Genomic DNA, 18,697 nt, shown 5'->3' on the forward strand with positions numbered 1-18,697 from the left:
ATCATGGCAATTCTAGAAATTAAGAACCTTCACGTTTCAGTCACAACCGAGCAAGGCCCGAAGGAGATTCTCCGCGGGGTAGACCTGATAATTAGATCTGGTGAAACGCACGCCATCATGGGGCCAAATGGCTCCGGCAAGTCAACCCTCGCGTATTCCATCGCTGGTCACCCGAAGTACGAAGTCACACAGGGGGAGATTCTCCTGGATGGCGAAAACGTTTTGGAGATGAGCGTTGACGAGCGTGCTCGCGCCGGTGTGTTCTTAGCAATGCAGTACCCGGTAGAAGTACCAGGAGTATCAGTTTCGAATTTCCTCCGCACCGCCAAAACTGCGATTTCAGGAGAAGCCCCTGCACTGCGACAGTGGGTGGGGGACCTAAAGACCGCGATGAAGAACCTGAAGATGGACTCCGATTTCACCGAGCGCAACGTGAATGAGGGATTCTCTGGTGGAGAGAAGAAGCGTCACGAAATTCTTCAGCTTGAACTTCTAAAGCCAAAGATTGCAGTTTTAGATGAGACAGACTCGGGCCTTGATGTTGATGCACTCAAGACAGTTGCCGAGGGAGTAAATCGCGCCAAAGAAAGCAACGACCTGGGAGTTCTTTTGATCACTCACTACACCAGAATCCTCAACTACATCAAGCCGGACTTCGTTCACGTTTTTGTAGCCGGCAAGATTGCGGAGCAGGGTGGCGCAGAATTAGCTGACCGCCTAGAGGCCGAGGGCTACGACCGCTACCTTAAGGAAGATGCATGACTGAACCGATTGAGCTAGGCCCAGAAAAATACGATCTGGTAATTGAGGCGATGAAGAATATCATTGACCCCGAGATTGGTATAAACATAGTTGACCTCGGGTTGGTCTATGGCCTCCAGGAATCTGAAGACGGCTCTCTTTTGATCAACATGACACTGACCTCGGCTGGTTGCCCTCTTCAGGAAGTTATCGAGGAGCAAACCGCCGACTCACTGGACGGTGTTGTAGAGGCCTTCAGGATCAATTGGATTTGGATGCCACCATGGGGTCCGGAGCACATCACAGACGATGGCAAAGAAATGATGCGAGCAATTGGCTTCTCAATCTAAGCATTAAACAAAAACAGGCCCTCCTCGATGGAGGGCCTGTTTTTTAATATTTAGGTGAATTTATTTTGTCAGCTTCCAAGCCAGAGGCAGAAGTGCTGCCGCTGCTATAGCCTTCGCCACATCCCCAAGAATAAAGGGTGCAACTCCGGCAGCCAGTGCCTGAGGGAAGCTCAGGCCGAGGGTCAAAATAAGCCCTAGCGTCCCGAGTGCATAAATAAGAGTGCTGCCCAATGCGAAGCTAAAGGCGACCTTGAGCGGGCTTGTTGAGAATCCCTTCGAAGCCAACCAGCCAACCAGTGCCGCTGCGGCCACAAAGCCGACCAGGTAGCCGGCGGTTGGCAGAACCCCGGTCAGAGTCTTGGCACCGGCAAAAACAGGAAGCCCTATGGCGCCGAGCACAAGATAAAGCGTCATTGAGATTGAGCCGCGCTTGAGGCCCAAAGAAGCGCCAACCAGCAACACTGCAAGAGTTTGCAGCGTCATCGGCACCGGGAACATAGGGATTTGAATTTGTGCTGCTAGAGCGGTTATTAGGGCTCCGGCACCGATGAGAGCGATATCCGTTGCCCTAGAACGATTGAAAACTCTGTCAGCCAAGATCATTGTGGTTGCGGTCATGATTCATCTTCCTTCGGGTTTTTTTCAGTCTATTGGTTGGCGTCTTCGATTTCAGCATCTATTAGCGCCTGGGTTCGCTTCTGAGTCTTTGGAGCCCGCAATCCGGCTTCCTCAAGCTGAATTCGGCGATCGTTTCGAATCGCCCAAATGAAGGCCCCGAAGGCCATTAAGCCGAACAAAACCCATTGCAAAGCATAGGAAAGGTGGTTTCCTTCACTTAGCGATGGTTTTGGTACTGCGGTTGGGAAAGTCTCAGAGCCTGGGCTTTCGCTCACCAGCCGGCCATAGTAATCCGTTATCACTTCGCCGCTTGACTGGAATCTCTCCGCGAGAGTCTTTAGGTCAATCGAGGATATCTGACCTGGTATCGGAGGTCGGCCCAGGTTCGCTTCGGACACTCGCAGGCGAACCACCAGCTGCTTAGGCTCGGTTAGGGGCAATGGGTTGTCAATTGTTGGGCTCAAATCAGATCCGGCTACTAGCCAACCCCGCTCGACAATGAGGACTCTGCCGTCATTCAACTCAAAGGGCACCAGCTGTAAAAAGCCGGCCTGGCCATTCAGTGGTCGATTTCTCACCAAGGTTGTTAGGTCTGAAAGGTAACGACCTGAGACCGTGACGGGTCGCCATTCTTGAGCGCTCTTCCCGTCCTCTAAAACAAATCCGATGTCAGCCAATGGAATCGGGGGCTTATCGTAATTAGCGATCACCTCATTGATTCGCTCAACAAGCTCTTCGCGTCGGGCAAACTGCCACCAGCTAAGCAGTGAGGTGATAGTTGCAAACACCACAACTAGCGCGAGCCATGGGCCCCAGCGTCTAAGTGTGCTCTGCTTCAAAGGGTTTGTCCTCAAGATAAAAGTCTCTAGCTAACAGATATTCAACCAGATACTCGCGGTGTTCATCACAGGCTGACCAGATTTTGACGCGATCTAGGGTGTGGATCTTAGGATTTCGCCAATGAATAAGGTGTTTGGCATCCAAGTTGCAGCCTGCCCTAGAGCATTTTTGCTCAAGATTCGTCGACAACACGAATCTGGTCCGCCTTGATGGTGAGTTTTGGGGCTATCGCATTGGATTGAGATTTAGGCTGATTAGGACCTTGGGAGTTGGCCAAAATAACTGCGAAATACGGCAGGAAAATTGCAAGAGAAAAGAATATCCACATCAAAATACCGGTGGTAAACACCCCTGCGATTAGACAGGCCATTCTTATCAGCATTGCCACGCTGTATTTGATTAGGCGAGACTTGCGTTCGTCCTCAGGGGAAATCTCAACCGATGTCGCACTTTGCCTAATTGCCAATTTGATCTCTCGCTCAATAATAAGAATCGGATTACTAGACTCTTGTTTATTCCAAACGCTAATCGGACAATGCTATTCCCAAAAATAAGGAGTCGGTCTTGGAAAATTCTCGTGTTGTTTTAGTCACCGGGGGCAATCGAGGAATTGGCTTTGCCATCGCCCAGGAATTTGTTCGCGCCGGATACCAAGTAGCGGTCACCGCCAGGTCAGGAAGTGGCCCCGAGGGGACTCTGAGCGTGGTGGCGGATGTCACCGATGCCGAATCGCTCGATGCCGCAATTTCCAAAATAGAACAAGAGCTTGGCCCGATTCAAATCTTGGTTGCCAATGCCGGAATAACCAAGGACACGCTCTTGCTCAGAATGAGTGATGAGGATTTTGAGCGGGTCATCGATACCAACCTCACCGGCGTTTTTAGAGTGCTAAAGCGCGTCACAAAATCTATGCTCAAGGCCAAATTTGGGCGTGTGATATTCATCGGCTCGGTAGTAGGAGTTCTGGGCAGTGCTGGACAGGTCAACTACGCGGCATCCAAAAGCGCACTAATCGGCATGGCGCGTTCGGTGACCAGGGAGCTGGGGAGTCGAAACATCACCGCAAACGTTGTTGCGCCTGGCTTTATCGACACCGACATGACGGAGGCGCTTGGCGAAGACCTTCAAAAAAGCTACATCGATAGAATTCCAGCTGGACGCTTTGCTTCACCCGAAGAGGTGGCCAAAGTGGTTCGCTGGCTGGCATCTGATGAGGCTTCCTATATCTCTGGCGCAGTGATTCCAGTTGATGGTGGTCTTGGAATGGGTCATTAGGTAGTAACTTTTTGAGAGCAAACAAGCTAAGGAGATTATTTTGGGAATTCTAGAAGGCAAGAAAATACTCATAACCGGGGTATTGACAGAGGCGTCGATTGCCTTCACCGCGGCGCGGCTGGCGCAAGAAGAGGGGGCCGAGATTCTCCTAAGCTCCTTTGGCCGCATGCTTCCAATCACTAAAAAAATATCTGAGCGCTTACCCAAGCCTGTAACTGTGATCGAACTCGATGCCACGAGCCAAGAGAATCTTGATGCGCTTCCGGATGCAATTCGCAAAACCCTGGGTTCGCTTGATGGCATAGTGCACGCAATCGCATTTGCTCCGCAGAGCGCTCTGGGCGGCAATTTTATGGAAACTCAGTGGGCCGATGTCTCTACCGCGGTCGAGGTTTCGGCATACTCACTCAAGGCAATTACCACCGCCTGCTTGCCAGTTTTGAATAACCCGAGTTCCGTAGTGGGCCTCACATTCGATGCCACCGTGTCCTGGCCGGTATACGACTGGATGGGTGTGGCCAAGGCAGCATTCGAGGCCACCTCGCGTTACTTGGCTAGATACCTAGGCCCCAAGGGGATTAGAGTCAACTTGATATCCGCAGGACCGCTTCGCACCACCGCTGCAAAGGGCATACCCGGCTTTGCGACCATGGAAGAGCTATGGACTGGCCGAGCGCCTTTAGGTTGGAACCTCACAGACACTGAAGCCGCAGCCAGAGGATTGATTGCACTTCTCAGCGACTGGTTCCCAGCCACCACAGGCGAGATGATTCACGTTGATGGTGGATTGCACTCAACTGGCGCTTAGGGCAGATAAGGAATTAGTAATGCAAGGTCACGCTCGTCAAGCGTGACCTTTGCAAATTCTCTGACAACTGGCTTCGCGCAGAAAGCCACAGACAGCCCGGCGACCTCCATCATTCCTAGGTCATTGGCTCCATCTCCAACGGCGATGGTGTTCTGGAGCTCAATCCCAAGCTTCGCAGCCCACCCAATCAAGGCTTCGGCCTTAGCTTCACGGTCGATAATGTTGCCGATCACCCTGCCGGTTAGCTTTTGATCTAAAATCTCCAGCCTGTTCGCTAAGTGAAAATCGAGATTGAGCTCTTTTTTTAGCGGCTCTAAAAGCTGAATAAAACCGCCGGAAACGGCTGCGGCTTTGCCGCCGCGGTTGTGAATCTCCTCAATCAGGGATTTGGCGCCCCTAGTCGGAGTCAGCGTCCTAGAGACCTGTTCCAAAACCGAAACATCGAGATTTTTGAGTGTCGCAACCCTCTGAATGAGGGATTCGGAAAAATCTAATTCCCCGAGCATTGCGCGTTCGGTGATATTAGAAACCAAATCCTTGCTTCCAGCAAAATCCGCAAGCAGCTCAATTGCTTCTTGGTCAATAAGGGTGGAGTCAACATCAAAAACCACTAAAAACTTTTTCAAGGTCGAACCAATAACCCCTTGGCAACCACGGTCAATCCAGATTCAGTCACGGTGAAGCCTCGTTCCAAATCGCGGTCTTTATTGACCCCGACGCTTGCCCCGTCGGTGATGATGACGTCTTTATCCAAGATCGCCCTTCGAACCGTGGCATCGCGACCGATAAGAACTCCATCAAGAATTACAGAATCCGTGACTAGAGACCTCGAACCGACTCGAACATTAGGGCTCAAGACGCAACGCTCAACAATCCCACCGGCCACAACCACCCCGAGGCTAACTATTGAGTCGGTTGTTCTACCCTGATTGCCCTCGGAATCATGAATGAACTTCGCTGGGGGAAGGTTTATTTGCTGGTTGAAGATTGGCCACTCTGAGTTGTAGAGGTTGAAGATTGGCATGGTCGATATGAGATCCATGTGAGCATCGTAATAAGAGTCAATTGTCCCCACATCCCGCCAATATGACTTATCTCTGTCAGTAGCTCCGGGAATCTCGTTATAGCTCAGGTCATAAGCACCAGCCTGCCCCTTGGACACAAAATACGGAATTATGTCCGCGCCCATGTCGTGACTTGAGCTCTCATTTTGGCCATCTAGCTCAATCGCATCGATGAGTGCGTCGGCGGTGAAAATATAGTTGCCCATCGAGACCAAAGCCTGTTCGGGATCACCAGGAACTGACTTTGGGTCGTTTGGCTTTTCCCGAAACTGGTCTATTTTGATGGGATTGGTCTCATCCACTTCGATAACTCCGAATTGATTGGCCAAAGAAATCGGTTGCCTGATGGCTGCAACTGTTGCCTCTAGGCCAGAATCGATATGCGATTGCAGCATTTGATCAAAATCCATCCGATAAACGTGGTCGGCGCCGACCACAACCACATAGTCTGGCCGCTCGTCACTCAGCGCGTTCATGGACTGAAATATTGCATCCGCACTTCCGGTGTACCAGCGTTTACCCAAACGCTGCTGAGCGGGGACTGAGGCCACGTATGATCCAAGCAGCGGAGACATGCGCCAGGTCTGTGACACGTGGCGGTCCAATGAGTGAGATTTGTATTGAGTCAAAACAACGATGCGCCGAATTTGCGAGTTGATTAGATTTGATAGCGCGAAGTCAACCAATCGGTAACTTCCCCCAAATGGAACTGCGGGTTTTGCTCGATCCGCGGTCAATGGCATAAGCCTTTTACCCTCGCCTCCGGCGAGAACCATTCCAAATACTCTGGTGCGTCCCATTCTCAAATGCTAGTTGTCAATTGCCCTCTCGGGCTAGCATTCAGCTATGAGAGTGGATTTTGTTACAAAAGAGTATCCGCCACACATTTATGGTGGCGCTGGCGTGCATGTTACCGAGCTGGTAAAGGTAATTCGCGAGCGAATCGAGGCTCACCTTCACTGCTTTGGCAACCCGGTCAGCGAGCCAAATACTTTTGGATATCCTGTGCCGGACGGATATGAAAATGCCAATCCAGCCCTGCAAACCCTCGCTGTGAATCTTGCGATGGTCGAAGCAATCAAGGGTGCAGACCTAGTTCACAGCCACACTTGGTATGCCAATAATGCGGGCCACTTGGCTTCCTTATTGCACGGGATTCCACACGTTATAACAGCTCACTCACTTGAGCCCCTAAGGCCGTGGAAAAAAGAACAACTAGGTGGCGGGTACTCGGTTAGTTCACACATCGAGAAAAGCGCTTACGAGCAGGCGAACAGAATCATCGCAGTCTCCCACGGCATGCGAAACGACATCCTGAACTCCTATCCGACTCTTGATCCAGCCAAGGTAGAGGTCGTCTACAACGGCATAGATTCAAATAAATGGCAGCCTGTGGCGGATCTTGAAACACTCAAAGAGCACGGCATCGACCCCAATAAGCGTTCAGTAATTTTTGTTGGTCGAATCACTAGGCAAAAGGGGTTGCCCTACTTTCTACGGGCCGCAAAGGCATTACCCAAAGACGTTCAATTGATTCTTTGTGCCGGGGCACCCGATACCGACCAAATCATGGCAGAGGTCGAAAACTTGGTCTTGGAGTTATCCAAAGAGCGCTCCGGAGTAATTTGGATTCCCGAGCACCTGGCGCAACCCAAACTGGCCGCACTTTTGACAAACGCTGACTTATTTGTTTGCCCATCAATTTACGAACCACTTGGCATCGTGAATCTTGAGGCTATGGCCTGTGCGGTGCCCGTATTAGCGACTGCCACCGGCGGCATACCCGAGGTTGTAATTCACGGCCAAACTGGGTGGTTGGTGCCAATTGATCAAGTGCAAGATGGCAGCGGGACACCCATTGACGAGGCGCAGTTTGTGGCGGATTGGTCAGCCGCTTTGAATCAAGCTCTCAATAGCCCTGAACTCGCTGAGTTTGGAAAAGCGGGCCGCAACCGAGTGATTGAAGAGTTCAGCTGGGACACCATCGCGACTCGCACACTTGAGGTCTATCAAAGAGCCCTTGAGAGCTAGGCTTAGCGTGATGTCAACGGTATTAGATCTTAGAAATGTCAGCATTGTGCGCAATGGTCGCGCAATTCTCGATTCAGTCACCTTCCAAGCCGATTCTGATCAGCGCTGGGTAATTTTGGGCGCAAACGGCGCTGGCAAAACAACAATGCTCCGAGTTGCGGCCGCTCAGATTCACCCATCCGAAGGCGAAGCAATAGTTCTTGGCCAAAGGCTTGGTGAAGTAAACGTTTTTGAACTGCGAACCAGGATTGGCTTTGCTTCAAGCGCACTTGCCAATCAGATACCCAACAGTGAAAGCGTTCTAAACGCCGTCATGACAGCCAGCTACGGAGTCACCGGTCGCTGGAAAGAGTTTTACGACTCGGTAGATGAGCGCCGGGCTAGAAGAGTGCTGGGGGAGTGGCAGTTAGCTGATTTTGAGGAACGCCCCTTTGGGACCCTGAGTGACGGTGAGCGTAAGAGAGTCCAAATTGCTCGCTCGATTATGACCGATCCGGAAATGCTTTTGCTGGATGAGCCGGTGGCAAGCTTGGACATCGCTTCTAGGGAACTAACGCTGAAGCTGATAGGTGGCTACGCTCAATCCTCGGTGGCTCCGGCGATGTTAATGGTTACCCACCACCTAGAGGAAATTCCAGCGGGCTTCACTCATGCGCTCTTGCTGCAAGATGGCAAAATATTAGCCAAGGGTGAGATCGGCTCGACGATCACATCTGAGTCAATCTCTGAAGCCTTTCGGTTCCCGCTGAAAGTTAGCTATCAAGGCGGCAGATTTCAGGCTGTAGCCGCCTAGACTCCAGCCAAAGAACCTGCTATGCTTTGGCGCTGTTGCGCAATTCGCAAAGAGAATTTACAAAGAAGGAAATCATGAAGGCTGACATCCACCCAACCTACGAGCCAATCGTATTTCGCGACCTAGCATCAGGGGTTGCCTTTTTAACTCGCGCCACCATCACCTCTTCAAAGACAATTGAGTGGGAAGACGGCAAGACCTACCCAGTTCACGATGTGGAAATTAGCTCCGAGAGCCACCCCTTCTACACCGGAAAGCAGCGCATCATGGATGCAGCAGGACGCGTAGAGCGATTCAACGACCGCTACAAGAACTTCGGCTAGAGCTTCACCTAAAGCCTTACTGGCCATCCCAATTCCGCCTGGAAATCCGGGCGGTTTTGTGTTTTAAGGTATTCGGCAAAACTGATTGCCTGCTCATCAGCCCAACCAACTTGCAGGGAGTGGAGTGCGCCGGCGGTTAGGTCTAGCTCGGGAAACTTTAGAGCCTGAGCCTGAGCCAAACGTCCAGCAGCGATAGCGTCGGCGGTTGAATTATGAGCGTCGGTTAATTCGACCCCGTAGTCAGCGCAAAGCGCAATGAGCGTGCGCTTGCCCTTTCGATACTTCATGCACTTTTTATCCAACACCAAGGGGTCAATCACCGGGGTGGGAACCAAAGACTCGAGGCCGTATCTTTTGGCTTCAAAGTGCAGGATTGTGAAATCATAGGGGGCGTTAAAGGCCACTAGCGGCATGTCCTTATTGTGCTTTGCAAGAACTGCCAAAATCTCAGCAATCGCCTTTTCCGGACTCATGCCCTTATCGATTGCCATTTCAGTGGTAATGCCGTGCACGTTGGATGCTTGCTCCGGAATTTCAATCCCAGGGTTCACAAGCCACTCGTGTAGCTCAAGGGCTTTACCGTTGGTATCAAGCACGGCAACCCCAGCAGAAACTATTCGGGACTCCCTAAGATCAAGGCCCGTGGTCTCTAAGTCAAACACTGCAAGACTTCTAGCCCAAGCCGGTCTTTGTGGTTCAAAATCAAAATCTAACATTTTTACTCCTCGGCGTCAGACTAGCTGTTGGCTCATTCAACTTAGACTGGGGACGTGCCAATGTCGAAAACTACCGCGATGGAATTAGCCCTGAGAGCTAAACAAAGATCCGTGCGCAGGGACATCGGAGCAACTGCAGGCTGGTGGCTTGAGGGAGACAACGAAACCCCTCTGCTTATTCTGGTTCACGGCTTCAGGGGAGATCACCACGGACTCTCGCTAATTGCGGCGAGCATCACAAAATACGATGTGCTCATCCCTGACCTACCCGGTTATGGCAAGACCCCGATGCTCGAAGACGAGCACAACCTTCAGAACTACGCGAAATGGTTGATAGATCTGGTTTCTCAGGTCAATCGCGAGGTTGTTGTTCTTGGTCACTCTTTTGGTTCGCTGATTGTGGCAACCGCAATCGCTGAGGGCCTAAGAGTCAAAGGGATAATTTTGCAAAACCCCATCACCACTAGGGCTAGCTCGCAAAAAGACTTGGCAAATAGGATGGCCAGATCTTTTTATAAATTAACTTCAAAGCTTGGCGCCCCGGGTTCTTTGCTTCTTGCAAGCCCAGTAATAGTTAGAGGGATGTCGATGGTTATGGCCACAACAAAAAAACCCAGACTGAGATCCTTCATACACTCCCAACACTCCAGCTATTTCTCGAACTACCAGCAAGACCGAGTCGCTCAAGAGGGCTTTTTAGCAGCAATTTCTGGCAATGTGCTTGACCACACTGAAGCCTTCGATCTGCCCACTCTTTTGATTGCGGGGGAGAAAGACTCAATCGCTCCGCTAGTAAACCAAATTAAACTTCACAAGCAAATCCCAGGTTCGAGTTTGGAAATCATGCCAAAAGTCGGTCACCTCACCCATTATGAAACTCCAACCGAGGTGGCCTCGATAATCGAAAAATTTGTGGAGTCGCTTTGAGTGGCATTTGGTTCGATGGCCGCTTCGTCAAGCCCGGCAAGCCCGATGGCATCGGGCAATTTAGCTTGGGGCTCGCAAAAGAGCTTGCAAAACTCACCGATGTGACCGTCTTGGTTTCATCCAAGGCTCAGGCAGATGAGTTCGAGGGGCTAAAGCATTTTTTGGTCAATAGCCCCGAGTCACCAAGCGAACTAACGCTTGCCTTTAGGCTTCGAAAACAAAACATAGATGTTTTGTTTTCCCCTATGCAAACAACCTCGAGTTGGTTTCGAAACTTTAAGCTCGTGCTCACCCTGCACGATTTAATTTATTATCGCCATCGAACACCGCCAGCCTATTTGAATCCGATAGTAAAACTCGGCTGGTGGCTATTTCACCTGAGTTATTTGCCGCAGCGGCTGGTTTTAAATAAGGCTGATTCGGTGGTCACGGTTTCTCGCACCACCAGAAATGAGATAGTTCAACACCGCCTGACCAAAAGACCCATTCACGTGGTTTACAACGCGGCTGATCCTGTTGAGATAATGCCTGAGGGAAATCGGCATAACCAGCGAACCCTGATCTACATGGGCAGCTTCATCGGATATAAAAACGTTGAGACCCTGATTCAAGGAGCCGGGTTACTGAAAGAACACAAACTCATCCTGCTCTCTCGCATCAGCTCAAAAAGAAAAGCGGAACTCAAAGCACTAGCCAATATGGTCGGCGCAAACATTGAGTTCAGAAATGGTGTCACTAAGACCGAATACGGAGACCTTCTAGCAAGCGCTCAGGCGCTGGTCAGCGCGTCTTTGGATGAGGGGTTTGGTATTCCTCTGGTCGAGGCAATGGAGCGTGGCACGCCCATCGTGGTGAGCAACCTAGAGATCTTTAGGGAAATTGGTCAAGAGGCAGCCCTAAGGTTCATAGCAACTGACCCGCAAGCCTTTGCCAATGAAGTTTTGAGGCTTAATGACGCCAATAACTGGGATTGGTATTCAAACCTCGCGCTGAGTCAGGCTAAGGGTTTCTCTTGGGAGCGTTCAGCTCAGGCATTGTTCGAGGTCTTGCAGCAATTAAAAACCGCCAAAATCAGCTGAGGGGCTGCGGAGCCCAAGCCTCGAGCTGCCAGCTGCCCTGGTGACGCAAAAGGTGAAGTGAGGCATTTTCTAGCCTTTCACCCTTGGGAGGAACTGCACCTTCAGAAACCTGCGCCAAAACGACCCTGATTAGCGAGCCGTGCGAGACACCCAATATCTTTGCGCCAGCGTGCCGAGACTCAATCACAGCGAGTAAATCCCTCGCACGCTCACCAACTACCTTGGCAGTATCGGCCCCGGGGATGTCATCCAGACTGGCGTATTCCTTGTGCCACTCGTCGTATTTGAGTCCTTCACCAAGACCAAATGAGCGCTCCAGTAATAGCGGTTCTTCAATCAGTTCTTTGATTCCTAGTTTTTTTGCGACCAGCTCGGCCGAGTGCCTGGCCCGGCCAAGGGGGGAGGTGAGGATCATGTCCCAATCTTGCAGTGCGAGCCTTTCTGCGGCCTGCTGAATCTGAGCAACCCCAAACTCATTCATTGGAATATCCGTTGTGCCCTGCAGCCTTAGGTCGATGTTCCAATCGGTCTGACCGTGACGAAGAAGGCCAAAAGTTGTAATTGTCAAAACAGTATTTCCTTTAGTAGTTCGCTGGTGGAGCCATGTATTTTAAGTGTTGCCATTTGATCGCCTCTTGTTTCACCAAGATTCACAATCACAATTGGAATTCCACGCTTTTGGGCTCGTTTTATAAGCCTGAGACCCGAGTTTACCGTCAGTGAAGTGCCGGCCACCAAGACCGCCTGAGCTACATCCACTGCCGATTGAGCCTCAAGGACTCGGGTCATCGGAACCTGTTCGCCGAAGAAAACTACATCGGGTTTAAAGTGGGCCCCGCACTGGCCGCAATCTGGCACCCGAAAATTCTTGCCAACCTCAACCTCGGCGTCACCATCGGGTGTGTATTCAACATTTTGGTCTTGATAAACATCGGGGTTTAAAAACGAAATTCGAGCGTCCAGCTCGTTGCGCGAAAGAATATCACCGCAACCCGAACAAAGAACACGATCCAGCCGGCCGTGGAGCTCGAGAACCGATTTTGAACCAGAGCGTTGATGGAGACCATCAACGTTCTGGGTAATGATTTTTTGGACCATCCCTAGTTGTTCAGCTTCCGCTAGAGCAAAGTGTCCGAGGTTTGGCTCTGCGAGAGCAACTCTCGACCATCCCACGTAGCTTCTGGCCCAATAGCGCGCTTGATTTGCCCTAGATCCCATGAATTCATCAAAGGTAAGGGGATGCTTTTCAACTCTGCCGGCGCCTCGATAATCTGGTATGCCGCTATCTGTCGAAATGCCAGCTCCAGTAAGGACCAACAACTCTTGACCCTTCAATAAATCCCGGGCCCGTTGAATTGCCCCCAACTGGGTTTCGGGATTCGAGTTAATCACTTTGAAATTTTAACCCGATGTGACCCGAGCTGTCGCCACCCAGTTCAAGATGCATGTCTTGCGTTCAATTCATTCAACTGCATGCAAGAAGTAGTTATCCACAGATTTTTGCTTAGGCCCCCTTGAATCACGAACCTAAACTCAAAGAATTCGAAGGCTGGGGAAGGTTGAGCGTGACGAATCTTGTTGCAGTCAATGCCTCCACAGAGTTGTTTGAAACTTTGCTGCAAAGTGACTCAATGCTTGAGGTCTGTCGCAAATTTCTTTTTTCAGATCTAAACGATTTTGCCCACACAATCTTTGTTTGCTCTTTCTCGGATCGAGGGCTAGTCAAGATAGAGCATTCGCAAGGCAAGACTGCCGATGAGTTCACTCCACCAGAAGACATTTGGAAATCGGACTTTTTCTCGGAGGCACTGCGCGGCAATCAATATGTTCACAAGGCCGAATCCTTGCGAACCCTGCACATTCTGCCATTGCTACACAATGACCTTGCAATTGGCTCTCTGATTTTGATCGGAGAGCGGGGTTCGGAAATAAAAGATGAACTTCAGAGCCAACTTCGTCTAGTGCAGGTGCTCGGTGGATACTTTCTGACGCAGCACCTTGAATCGAAATTCAGAAGTGGAGGGCAGGCCGCGCCTGGGGATCTCTCCTCGAGACAGCTCGCCATCCTTGAGCATGTTTGTAACTCTCTAACCAATGCTCAAATAGCGACCCGGCTCCATGTCTCACTATCCACCGTCGGCCAAGAGTTGATGAAAATTTACAGATATTTAGGTGTTGCAAACCGAAACGAAGCTTGCGCGGCAGTCAGAGAGTCGGCTCAACAAGCAAAACCAACTGATTCGGATGAAGAAGAGTCTTCCAATTTGTCTAGCGATTCAGAGCTCATCCGCTAAATTTTGAATTTTGACCAAGGGGACTAAAGAGTTGATGAGCGATTCTCTGTAACTCAATTTGTGTCCGAGAGGGGACTTGAACCCCCACCCCCTTTCGGGGACTAACACCTCAAGCTAGCGCGTCTACCATTCCGCCACCCGGACAGGTGACTGCCTAAGTCTCTAGGCAACGGCCCTAAATATAGCATGTTCTGAGTCCCTCAAAATCACTCGGGTTTGTTTGCCTAATTGGTTTATAGCGGTAGCGTTAGGTTATGCATGAAGATCCGCAGGTTGCACTTAGAACACTAGTTGCCGCTCTTGAGCGACACCTTGACACCTGTTTATCTAAGCGTCCCGGCTCTGACCAAGAAATTGAAGAGGCCTACGGCCAAGTGGCGGATGCATTTGAGAAGTATGAAGACTTGCTAGAAGAGTCTTTCGGTGAATTTCTGCCGATTGTTTCCGAAGAAGAATGAGCCCATTTGAAGCAATTCTCTTGGGTCTGATCCAAGGAATAACGGAATTTCTACCAATTTCATCTTCCGCTCACGTTCAAATTGCGCAAGAGCTACTTGGGCTTTCAGAGCTCTCCAAGCCTCAACTAACCGCATTTATTGCGACCATCCAAATTGGCACCGAAGTCGCAGTGGTGCTGTATTTCTATAAAACCATCATTGAAGTCTTGGGCTCTTGGTTCAAAGCCGGCTTTAAACCCTGGAGGGCTCAACCAGCCCAAGCCAAGCTTGGCTGGTTGATCATTTTAGGAACCCTGCCGGTGGTGGTTTTAGGTCTAACTTTTCAGTCTCAAATCGAAAACGATGTCAGACAGCTCTGGGTGATTGGAATCACCCTGGTGGTATTTGGTCTGATTCTGGGTGTTGCAGACAAGGTCGGGAAAAAGCGAAAGCCGATTGAGGAGCTTGACTTCAAATCAGGCATGGCCTTCGGTTTCGGGCAGGCATTGGCCCTAATTCCCGGGGTGTCTCGATCCGGAGGCAGCATTACCGTTGGGTTGCTTTTGGGCTTCACTCGAGAAGCTTCGGCTCGCTACAGCTTTTTGCTGGCAATCCCGGCGGTCTTGGGTTCGGGTATCTATCAATTCCTAGGTAGCTATCGAGACTTACCGCCGGATCTTTTGGTTTCCACAATTGCAGCGACAATCGTGAGCTTCATAGTCGGCTATAGCGTTATTACGTGGCTTTTGAAATACCTCAGTCGGGGCTCGTTTATGCCCTTTGTGATTTGGCGAGTGGCCGTTGGAAGCCTGTTGCTGATTGGCCTTGGAGTCGGGGCCATTTAGTTTTAGCCTTTTTTATCGCCTTTATCTCCCGGTGATTCTGGAGGGTCTTGGAGGTAGCGCTCAAACTCCCGAGCCAGAGAGTCCCCGGAGGCTTGCTCGGACTCCAATGTGTCGTAGTTTTTTTCGAGCTGGGCGATGTAGGCGGATAGGTCATCATCATTCTCAGCGGCATCATCGATTGAGCGCTCCCAAGCGAATCCAGCCTCCGCCAAAGCACTCGAGTCAAAGCTAAAGCCGATGAGGGTTTGTAGCTCGTTCAAAAAACCCAGCGAACCCTTGGGGTTTATGGCGTTGTGGACATAGTGCGGTACCGAACCCCAAAGCGATAGCACGGGAATCCCTTCGTCTTCAAAGGCTTGGGTAAGAATGGCCAAGATGCCAACTAGGCCCTCATAATTTGATGTTTCAATCTGCATCGACTCCTGCAGAATTTTGTTCTGAGTGGATTTGAATACCGGCATTGGGCGAGTGTGAGGGACCTCGGCAAACATTGATCCGAGCATTATGACCTGATCGATTTCGCGGTCCTGCACCATCTCTAAAATTTCCGCGGCGAAGGCTAACCAGCGCCTCGAAGGTTCGGCGCCGACCAAAAGATAGAGTCGGTCAAGCTCCGGGTTTTGCTGAATGTTTTCCTTGGAAGCTTGCAATAGCTCGGTGGAGGGCCAAATAATTACCCGGTTACCCTCTTCGTCCAATTCGACCATCGGTCGAAAAAGCTGGAAATCGTAATATTCCTGCGGATCTACCGCTTCTAGAGTTTGAGCATCGGTCTGTTCGGTAATTGCGCTAAGGGCGCCCGAAGCCGCCTCTGTGGCATCGTTCCAGCCCTGCAGAGCCACTATCAGTATCCGGCCGGTCAGCATTGGAACTCCTTTTATCGCTTCCCCAAACTCTAATTGACCTTCGAACTACACTTGGTTAAATGTCTGAAAACAATTTCCCCGAAGCCGTCCTGTGGGACATGGATGGCACCCTTATCGACTCCGAGCCCTATTGGGTGGCGAGTGAGCACCGGCTGGCCCAGGATTATGGAACAACTTGGTCTGAACAGGATGCTCACGAGTTGATAGGGAAGAGCCTCTACGACTCATCCGAGCTACTAAGACAGAAGTTCGGAATTACTGACCTAAGCGTCGTCCAGGTGATTGAGCGACTCACCAGCGAGGTCGTTTCGGATCTGAGTCAGCGACTAGTTTGGCGACCGGGAGCGCTCGAGCTTCTGACTGATTTGAAAAAAGCAGGCATCAAGACAGCTCTGGTCACAATGTCAATGCGGCGCATGGCGCAGTCGGTGGTTGACCAGATCCCCTTCCACGCTTTTGACGCGGTGGTTGCAGGGGACGAGGTCGTTATGGGCAAGCCCCACCCGGAGCCATATCTAAAGGCCGCGGCGATGCTCGGGGTTGATCCAACAAAGTGCATCGCGCTCGAGGATTCTTCGACAGGACTAGCTTCAGCAGAAGCAGCCGGAACATTGGCGGTTGGGATACCAAATCTGATTCCACTAGTTCCAACGGCCAATGGTGTCGTTATAAAATCGCTCACCGAACTGACTGCAGCTAACATCGGGGAGCTTAGAAACCGTGGCTGAAGAGTTTCAAGCTGGCGATAAGGTCCAGCTCACTGGCCCCAAGGGCAGGCTGAACACGGTCGTGTTGGCTGTGGGCGGTCGCTTCGGGAGCCATAAGGGCGACCTAATGCACGATGACATCATCGGGCAACCTCAAGGAAGCGTGATTGCCAATCAATCAGGCATCGAATATTTAGCCCTAAAGCCACTGCTCACTGATTATGTTTTGTCGATGCCACGTGGTGCTGCAATTGTTTACCCCAAAGATGCTGCCCAAATTGTTGTTGAAGCGGACATCTTTCCGGGGGCAGTAGTGGTGGAGGCGGGAGTTGGATCCGGCTCGCTTTCGAGCTACCTCTTGCGGGCAATTGGGGATACTGGAAAACTGATTTCTTTTGAGAGGCGCGAGGAATTTGCGCAGATCGCCAAGGCAAATATCACGAACCTTTTGGGCAAGGCCCCCACAAACTGGGATATTCATCTGGGCAGTCTCGAGACCGAGCTGCCGTTATTAGTTGCAGACCAAAGTGTTGATCGGGCAGTTTTAGACATGCTGGCTCCTTGGGAGTGCATCGAGGCCGTGGCCGACGCATTGAAGCCGGGCGGGGTTTTGATTTGCTACGTTGCAACCGTTACCCAGCTATCTAGAACTCACGAAGCATTCAGGGATTTTGGCGGCTTCACCGAAGCGGTGGCTTGGGAGTCGATGGTGCGCACTTGGCACTTGGACGGCTTAGCGGTCAGACCGGATCACCGAATGATTGCTCACACAGGTTTCCTAATTTCGGCCAGAAGGCTGGCGCCCGGGACCATTTTGCCAAAGTTTAAGGTAAAAACTGGGAGTAAAGCAGAAGGAACCGCTGCAGACATGGAGGCTTGGTTACCCCAGGCGATTGGTCAAAGGCCGCTGAGTGAGAAAAAACTGAGAAAAACCGTCCGCAGGGTTCAGAATGAAGCCAATCAGAGAGAGAATTAGCCGTTATCAAAAATGAAAGTAGTTTCACATTGCGTAAATTAGTCATTGCTCTATTGCCAATCTTGGTTCTCGCCGGTTGCGCCCCCGCCAATTCCGAGCCCGAGGGTCCTTTGGGTTACGACGTTATAAGCCAAAATCTCAGTGAGATCTGCGATGTGTATTCTGGGGGAGATGCGGTTGATCAAATCGAACTCTCAGGAGACTTTGGGGTGGCACCGGAAGTTACCTTCCCGACTCCGTTAGTCGGCACCGGAGTTGAGACCAAGGTTTTTATCGAGGGTGATGGCGGCAAGATCGTCGGAAACCAGCGAGTGGCCATGCACTTCACCGGCTTTAATGCCGCTACTGGAGAGCAGTTCCAGGGCAGTGAATTTGGCACGGAAACCACAATTATCCAAGATTTAGTGCAGGGCTCGACTCCCGATTTTTGCCACGCACTAACCGGGGTTTCGGTCGGGTCTCGCGTGGCCGTTCTTTTGGACCCACAGAGTGCCCATGGTGGCGCAGGGGTTGAAGGCCTCGCAGTGGGCCCGAACGATGGCATAATCTTCGTCTTTGACATTGTTACCGCTTACCTACCAACCGCAACCGGTGACCAAGTGGCTGCCAAATCCGGATTCCCAACCGTAATCTTGGCCCCTTCGGGCCAACCTGGGATTCAGATTCCAGCCACCGAAGCACCCGTTGAATTTATGAAGGCTGAGACGATTCTTGGCAAGGGGGAGCCGATTGCAATCGGCGATACCGTTGTGTTGCAGTATTCAGGTTGGACTTGGGATGGCGAGCAATTTGATAGTTCCTGGGAGCGCGGAGCTCCAGCGAGCTTCACAGTCGCCTCCGAGGGACTGATTGAGGGATTTGTTAGAGCACTCGATGGTGCCACGGTTGGTTCTCAGGTGATAGCGGTTATTCCTCCAGAGCTGGGGTATGGAGACACCGCACAAGGAGCGATTCCAGCCGGCTCAACACTGATTTTCGTAATTGACATCTTGGGTAAGCAGTAGCCA

General features: G+C 51.2%; 24 protein-coding genes and 1 tRNA gene. 15 read left to right on the forward strand and 10 right to left on the reverse strand.

The features are described from left to right. Positions 1-3: 3 nt before the first annotated feature. Together sufC and BLP47_RS06140 are read left to right on the forward strand one after the other, a co-directional pair. Positions 4-762: a Fe-S cluster assembly ATPase SufC gene (gene sufC, locus BLP47_RS06135; RefSeq protein WP_091851580.1), complete on the forward strand. Its 759-nt coding sequence runs from the start codon at positions 4-6 to the stop codon at positions 760-762. After that, entirely contained in the window at positions 759-1,091 is a 333-nt protein-coding gene (locus BLP47_RS06140; protein WP_091851583.1) for a metal-sulfur cluster assembly factor, read from the forward strand. The genes sufC and BLP47_RS06140 overlap by 4 nt, the downstream gene beginning before the upstream one ends. 60 nt (positions 1,092-1,151) lie before the next feature. Here the strand turns inward: BLP47_RS06140 and BLP47_RS06145 are convergent, their stop codons facing one another. The 3 genes from BLP47_RS06145 to BLP47_RS06160 all read right to left on the reverse strand — a co-directional run bounded on the left by BLP47_RS06145 (position 1,152) and on the right by BLP47_RS06160 (position 3,015). Further along, positions 1,152-1,709 carry a biotin transporter BioY gene (locus BLP47_RS06145; RefSeq protein ID WP_091851588.1) on the reverse strand — a complete coding sequence of 186 codons (558 nt, stop codon included), beginning with the start codon at positions 1,707-1,709 and terminating at the stop codon, positions 1,152-1,154. A gap of 29 nt (positions 1,710-1,738) precedes the next feature. Then, positions 1,739-2,563: an SURF1 family protein gene (locus BLP47_RS06150; protein WP_157671544.1), complete on the reverse strand. Its 825-nt coding sequence runs from the start codon at positions 2,561-2,563 to the stop codon at positions 1,739-1,741. A gap of 158 nt (positions 2,564-2,721) precedes the next feature. Then, positions 2,722-3,015 carry a DUF3099 domain-containing protein gene (locus tag BLP47_RS06160; RefSeq protein ID WP_157671546.1) on the reverse strand — a complete coding sequence of 98 codons (294 nt, stop codon included), beginning with the start codon at positions 3,013-3,015 and terminating at the stop codon, positions 2,722-2,724. Positions 3,016-3,113: 98 nt separating this feature from the next. Between BLP47_RS06160 and BLP47_RS06165 the strand changes: the two genes are divergently transcribed. Together BLP47_RS06165 and fabI are read left to right on the forward strand one after the other, a co-directional pair. Continuing rightward, positions 3,114-3,824, forward strand: coding sequence for a beta-ketoacyl-ACP reductase (locus tag BLP47_RS06165; RefSeq protein ID WP_091851600.1), 711 nt, complete (start codon positions 3,114-3,116; stop codon positions 3,822-3,824). Between the two features lie 40 nt (positions 3,825-3,864). Beyond that, positions 3,865-4,632 carry an enoyl-ACP reductase FabI gene (gene fabI, locus BLP47_RS06170; RefSeq protein WP_091851603.1) on the forward strand — a complete coding sequence of 256 codons (768 nt, stop codon included), beginning with the start codon at positions 3,865-3,867 and terminating at the stop codon, positions 4,630-4,632. Here the strand turns inward: fabI and serB are convergent. After that, positions 4,629-5,258 carry a phosphoserine phosphatase SerB gene (serB, locus tag BLP47_RS06175; protein WP_091851605.1) on the reverse strand — a complete coding sequence of 210 codons (630 nt, stop codon included), beginning with the start codon at positions 5,256-5,258 and terminating at the stop codon, positions 4,629-4,631. The genes fabI and serB overlap by 4 nt on opposite strands. Then, positions 5,255-6,496 carry a glucose-1-phosphate adenylyltransferase gene (gene glgC / locus BLP47_RS06180; protein ID WP_091851608.1) on the reverse strand — a complete coding sequence of 414 codons (1,242 nt, stop codon included), beginning with the start codon at positions 6,494-6,496 and terminating at the stop codon, positions 5,255-5,257. Before glgC ends, serB begins: the two co-directional genes overlap by 4 nt. Positions 6,497-6,542: 46 nt before the next feature. On the opposite strand from glgC, the gene glgA reads away from it, so the two are divergent. The 3 genes from glgA to BLP47_RS06195 all read left to right on the forward strand — a co-directional run bounded on the left by glgA (position 6,543) and on the right by BLP47_RS06195 (position 8,843). After that, entirely contained in the window at positions 6,543-7,727 is a 1,185-nt protein-coding gene (glgA, locus tag BLP47_RS06185; protein ID WP_091851611.1) for a glycogen synthase, read from the forward strand. A 10-nt stretch (positions 7,728-7,737) separates the two neighbouring features. Next, a complete protein-coding gene (locus BLP47_RS06190; protein ID WP_091851613.1) occupies positions 7,738-8,520 on the forward strand; it encodes an ABC transporter ATP-binding protein in 783 nt (260 codons plus the stop codon). A 74-nt stretch (positions 8,521-8,594) separates the two neighbouring features. Then, positions 8,595-8,843, forward strand: a complete 249-nt coding sequence (locus BLP47_RS06195) for a type B 50S ribosomal protein L31 (protein WP_091853019.1) — start codon at positions 8,595-8,597, stop codon at positions 8,841-8,843. A gap of 8 nt (positions 8,844-8,851) precedes the next feature. Here the strand turns inward: BLP47_RS06195 and BLP47_RS06200 are convergent, their stop codons facing one another. Next, on the reverse strand, positions 8,852-9,559 hold the full coding sequence (locus tag BLP47_RS06200; RefSeq protein WP_091851617.1) for a 3'-5' exonuclease: 708 nt from the start codon (positions 9,557-9,559) through the stop codon (positions 8,852-8,854). Between the two features lie 60 nt (positions 9,560-9,619). Here BLP47_RS06200 and BLP47_RS06205 point away from each other — a divergent pair, with 60 nt between their 5' ends. Together BLP47_RS06205 and BLP47_RS06210 are read left to right on the forward strand one after the other, a co-directional pair. Next, positions 9,620-10,486: an alpha/beta fold hydrolase gene (locus tag BLP47_RS06205; protein ID WP_091851620.1), complete on the forward strand. Its 867-nt coding sequence runs from the start codon at positions 9,620-9,622 to the stop codon at positions 10,484-10,486. Beyond that, positions 10,483-11,565, forward strand: coding sequence for a glycosyltransferase family 1 protein (locus BLP47_RS06210; protein WP_091851622.1), 1,083 nt, complete (start codon positions 10,483-10,485; stop codon positions 11,563-11,565). Before BLP47_RS06205 ends, BLP47_RS06210 begins: the two co-directional genes overlap by 4 nt. Here BLP47_RS06210 and BLP47_RS06215 read toward each other — a convergent pair. Together BLP47_RS06215 and BLP47_RS06220 are read right to left on the reverse strand one after the other, a co-directional pair. Further along, complete coding sequence (locus tag BLP47_RS06215) at positions 11,558-12,133, reverse strand: histidine phosphatase family protein (protein ID WP_091851625.1); 576 nt, start codon at positions 12,131-12,133, stop codon at positions 11,558-11,560. The genes BLP47_RS06210 and BLP47_RS06215 overlap by 8 nt on opposite strands. Then, positions 12,130-12,957 carry an NAD-dependent protein deacetylase gene (locus tag BLP47_RS06220; protein WP_091851629.1) on the reverse strand — a complete coding sequence of 276 codons (828 nt, stop codon included), beginning with the start codon at positions 12,955-12,957 and terminating at the stop codon, positions 12,130-12,132. Before BLP47_RS06220 ends, BLP47_RS06215 begins: the two co-directional genes overlap by 4 nt. Positions 12,958-13,130: 173 nt before the next feature. Here BLP47_RS06220 and BLP47_RS06225 point away from each other — a divergent pair, with 173 nt between their 5' ends. After that, positions 13,131-13,859: a LuxR C-terminal-related transcriptional regulator gene (locus BLP47_RS06225; protein WP_157671550.1), complete on the forward strand. Its 729-nt coding sequence runs from the start codon at positions 13,131-13,133 to the stop codon at positions 13,857-13,859. 61 nt (positions 13,860-13,920) lie between these two features. Here the strand turns inward: BLP47_RS06225 and BLP47_RS06230 are convergent. Continuing rightward, positions 13,921-14,003: transfer RNA gene (locus BLP47_RS06230), tRNA-Leu, on the reverse strand. Positions 14,004-14,113: 110 nt separating this feature from the next. On the opposite strand from BLP47_RS06230, the gene BLP47_RS06235 reads away from it, so the two are divergent. Beyond that, the gene (locus BLP47_RS06235) at positions 14,114-14,317 is read left to right on the forward strand and encodes a hypothetical protein (RefSeq protein WP_091851634.1); all 204 of its coding nucleotides are present in this window, start codon (positions 14,114-14,116) and stop codon (positions 14,315-14,317) included. Next, a complete protein-coding gene (gene uppP / locus BLP47_RS06240; protein ID WP_091851637.1) occupies positions 14,314-15,141 on the forward strand; it encodes an undecaprenyl-diphosphatase UppP in 828 nt (275 codons plus the stop codon). Before BLP47_RS06235 ends, uppP begins: the two co-directional genes overlap by 4 nt. A gap of 2 nt (positions 15,142-15,143) precedes the next feature. Here uppP and BLP47_RS06245 read toward each other — a convergent pair whose 3' ends face one another. After that, complete coding sequence (locus BLP47_RS06245; protein WP_091851640.1) at positions 15,144-16,007, reverse strand: PAC2 family protein; 864 nt, start codon at positions 16,005-16,007, stop codon at positions 15,144-15,146. 59 nt (positions 16,008-16,066) lie between these two features. Between BLP47_RS06245 and BLP47_RS06250 the strand changes: the two genes are divergently transcribed. From BLP47_RS06250 to BLP47_RS06260, 3 genes are read left to right on the forward strand one after another with little or no spacing between them, the layout of a single operon-like run. Further along, the gene (locus BLP47_RS06250) at positions 16,067-16,735 is read left to right on the forward strand and encodes an HAD family phosphatase (protein WP_091851643.1); all 669 of its coding nucleotides are present in this window, start codon (positions 16,067-16,069) and stop codon (positions 16,733-16,735) included. Then, the gene (locus tag BLP47_RS06255) at positions 16,728-17,690 is read left to right on the forward strand and encodes a tRNA (adenine-N1)-methyltransferase (protein WP_091851646.1); all 963 of its coding nucleotides are present in this window, start codon (positions 16,728-16,730) and stop codon (positions 17,688-17,690) included. Before BLP47_RS06250 ends, BLP47_RS06255 begins: the two co-directional genes overlap by 8 nt. Positions 17,691-17,719: 29 nt before the next feature. Next, positions 17,720-18,694 (forward strand): FKBP-type peptidyl-prolyl cis-trans isomerase, encoded by a 975-nt coding sequence (locus BLP47_RS06260; RefSeq protein WP_091851649.1) that lies wholly within the window; start codon positions 17,720-17,722, stop codon positions 18,692-18,694. Positions 18,695-18,697: the final 3 nt, after the last annotated feature.

Source organism: Candidatus Aquiluna sp. UB-MaderosW2red, from assembly GCF_900100865.1.
Classification (GTDB): domain Bacteria; phylum Actinomycetota; class Actinomycetes; order Actinomycetales; family Microbacteriaceae; genus Aquiluna.

What these genes read in the sequence shown, in the direction of transcription:
- BLP47_RS06250 (WP_091851643.1), top strand. Translation starts at nt 16,067, where the DNA reads ATGTCTGAAAACAATTTCCCCGAAGCCGTCCTGTGGGACATGGATGGC.
- glgC (WP_091851608.1), bottom strand. Translation starts at nt 6,496, where the DNA reads ATGGGACGCACCAGAGTATTTGGAATGGTTCTCGCCGGAGGCGAGGGT.
- BLP47_RS06140 (WP_091851583.1), top strand. Translation starts at nt 759, where the DNA reads ATGACTGAACCGATTGAGCTAGGCCCAGAAAAATACGATCTGGTAATT.
- BLP47_RS06235 (WP_091851634.1), top strand. Translation starts at nt 14,114, where the DNA reads ATGCATGAAGATCCGCAGGTTGCACTTAGAACACTAGTTGCCGCTCTT.
- uppP (WP_091851637.1), top strand. Translation starts at nt 14,314, where the DNA reads ATGAGCCCATTTGAAGCAATTCTCTTGGGTCTGATCCAAGGAATAACG.
- BLP47_RS06145 (WP_091851588.1), bottom strand. Translation starts at nt 1,709, where the DNA reads ATGACCGCAACCACAATGATCTTGGCTGACAGAGTTTTCAATCGTTCT.
- BLP47_RS06245 (WP_091851640.1), bottom strand. Translation starts at nt 16,007, where the DNA reads ATGCTGACCGGCCGGATACTGATAGTGGCTCTGCAGGGCTGGAACGAT.
- BLP47_RS06195 (WP_091853019.1), top strand. Translation starts at nt 8,595, where the DNA reads ATGAAGGCTGACATCCACCCAACCTACGAGCCAATCGTATTTCGCGAC.
- BLP47_RS06205 (WP_091851620.1), top strand. Translation starts at nt 9,620, where the DNA reads ATGTCGAAAACTACCGCGATGGAATTAGCCCTGAGAGCTAAACAAAGA.
- sufC (WP_091851580.1), top strand. Translation starts at nt 4, where the DNA reads ATGGCAATTCTAGAAATTAAGAACCTTCACGTTTCAGTCACAACCGAG.
- BLP47_RS06190 (WP_091851613.1), top strand. Translation starts at nt 7,738, where the DNA reads ATGTCAACGGTATTAGATCTTAGAAATGTCAGCATTGTGCGCAATGGT.
- BLP47_RS06200 (WP_091851617.1), bottom strand. Translation starts at nt 9,559, where the DNA reads ATGTTAGATTTTGATTTTGAACCACAAAGACCGGCTTGGGCTAGAAGT.
- glgA (WP_091851611.1), top strand. Translation starts at nt 6,543, where the DNA reads ATGAGAGTGGATTTTGTTACAAAAGAGTATCCGCCACACATTTATGGT.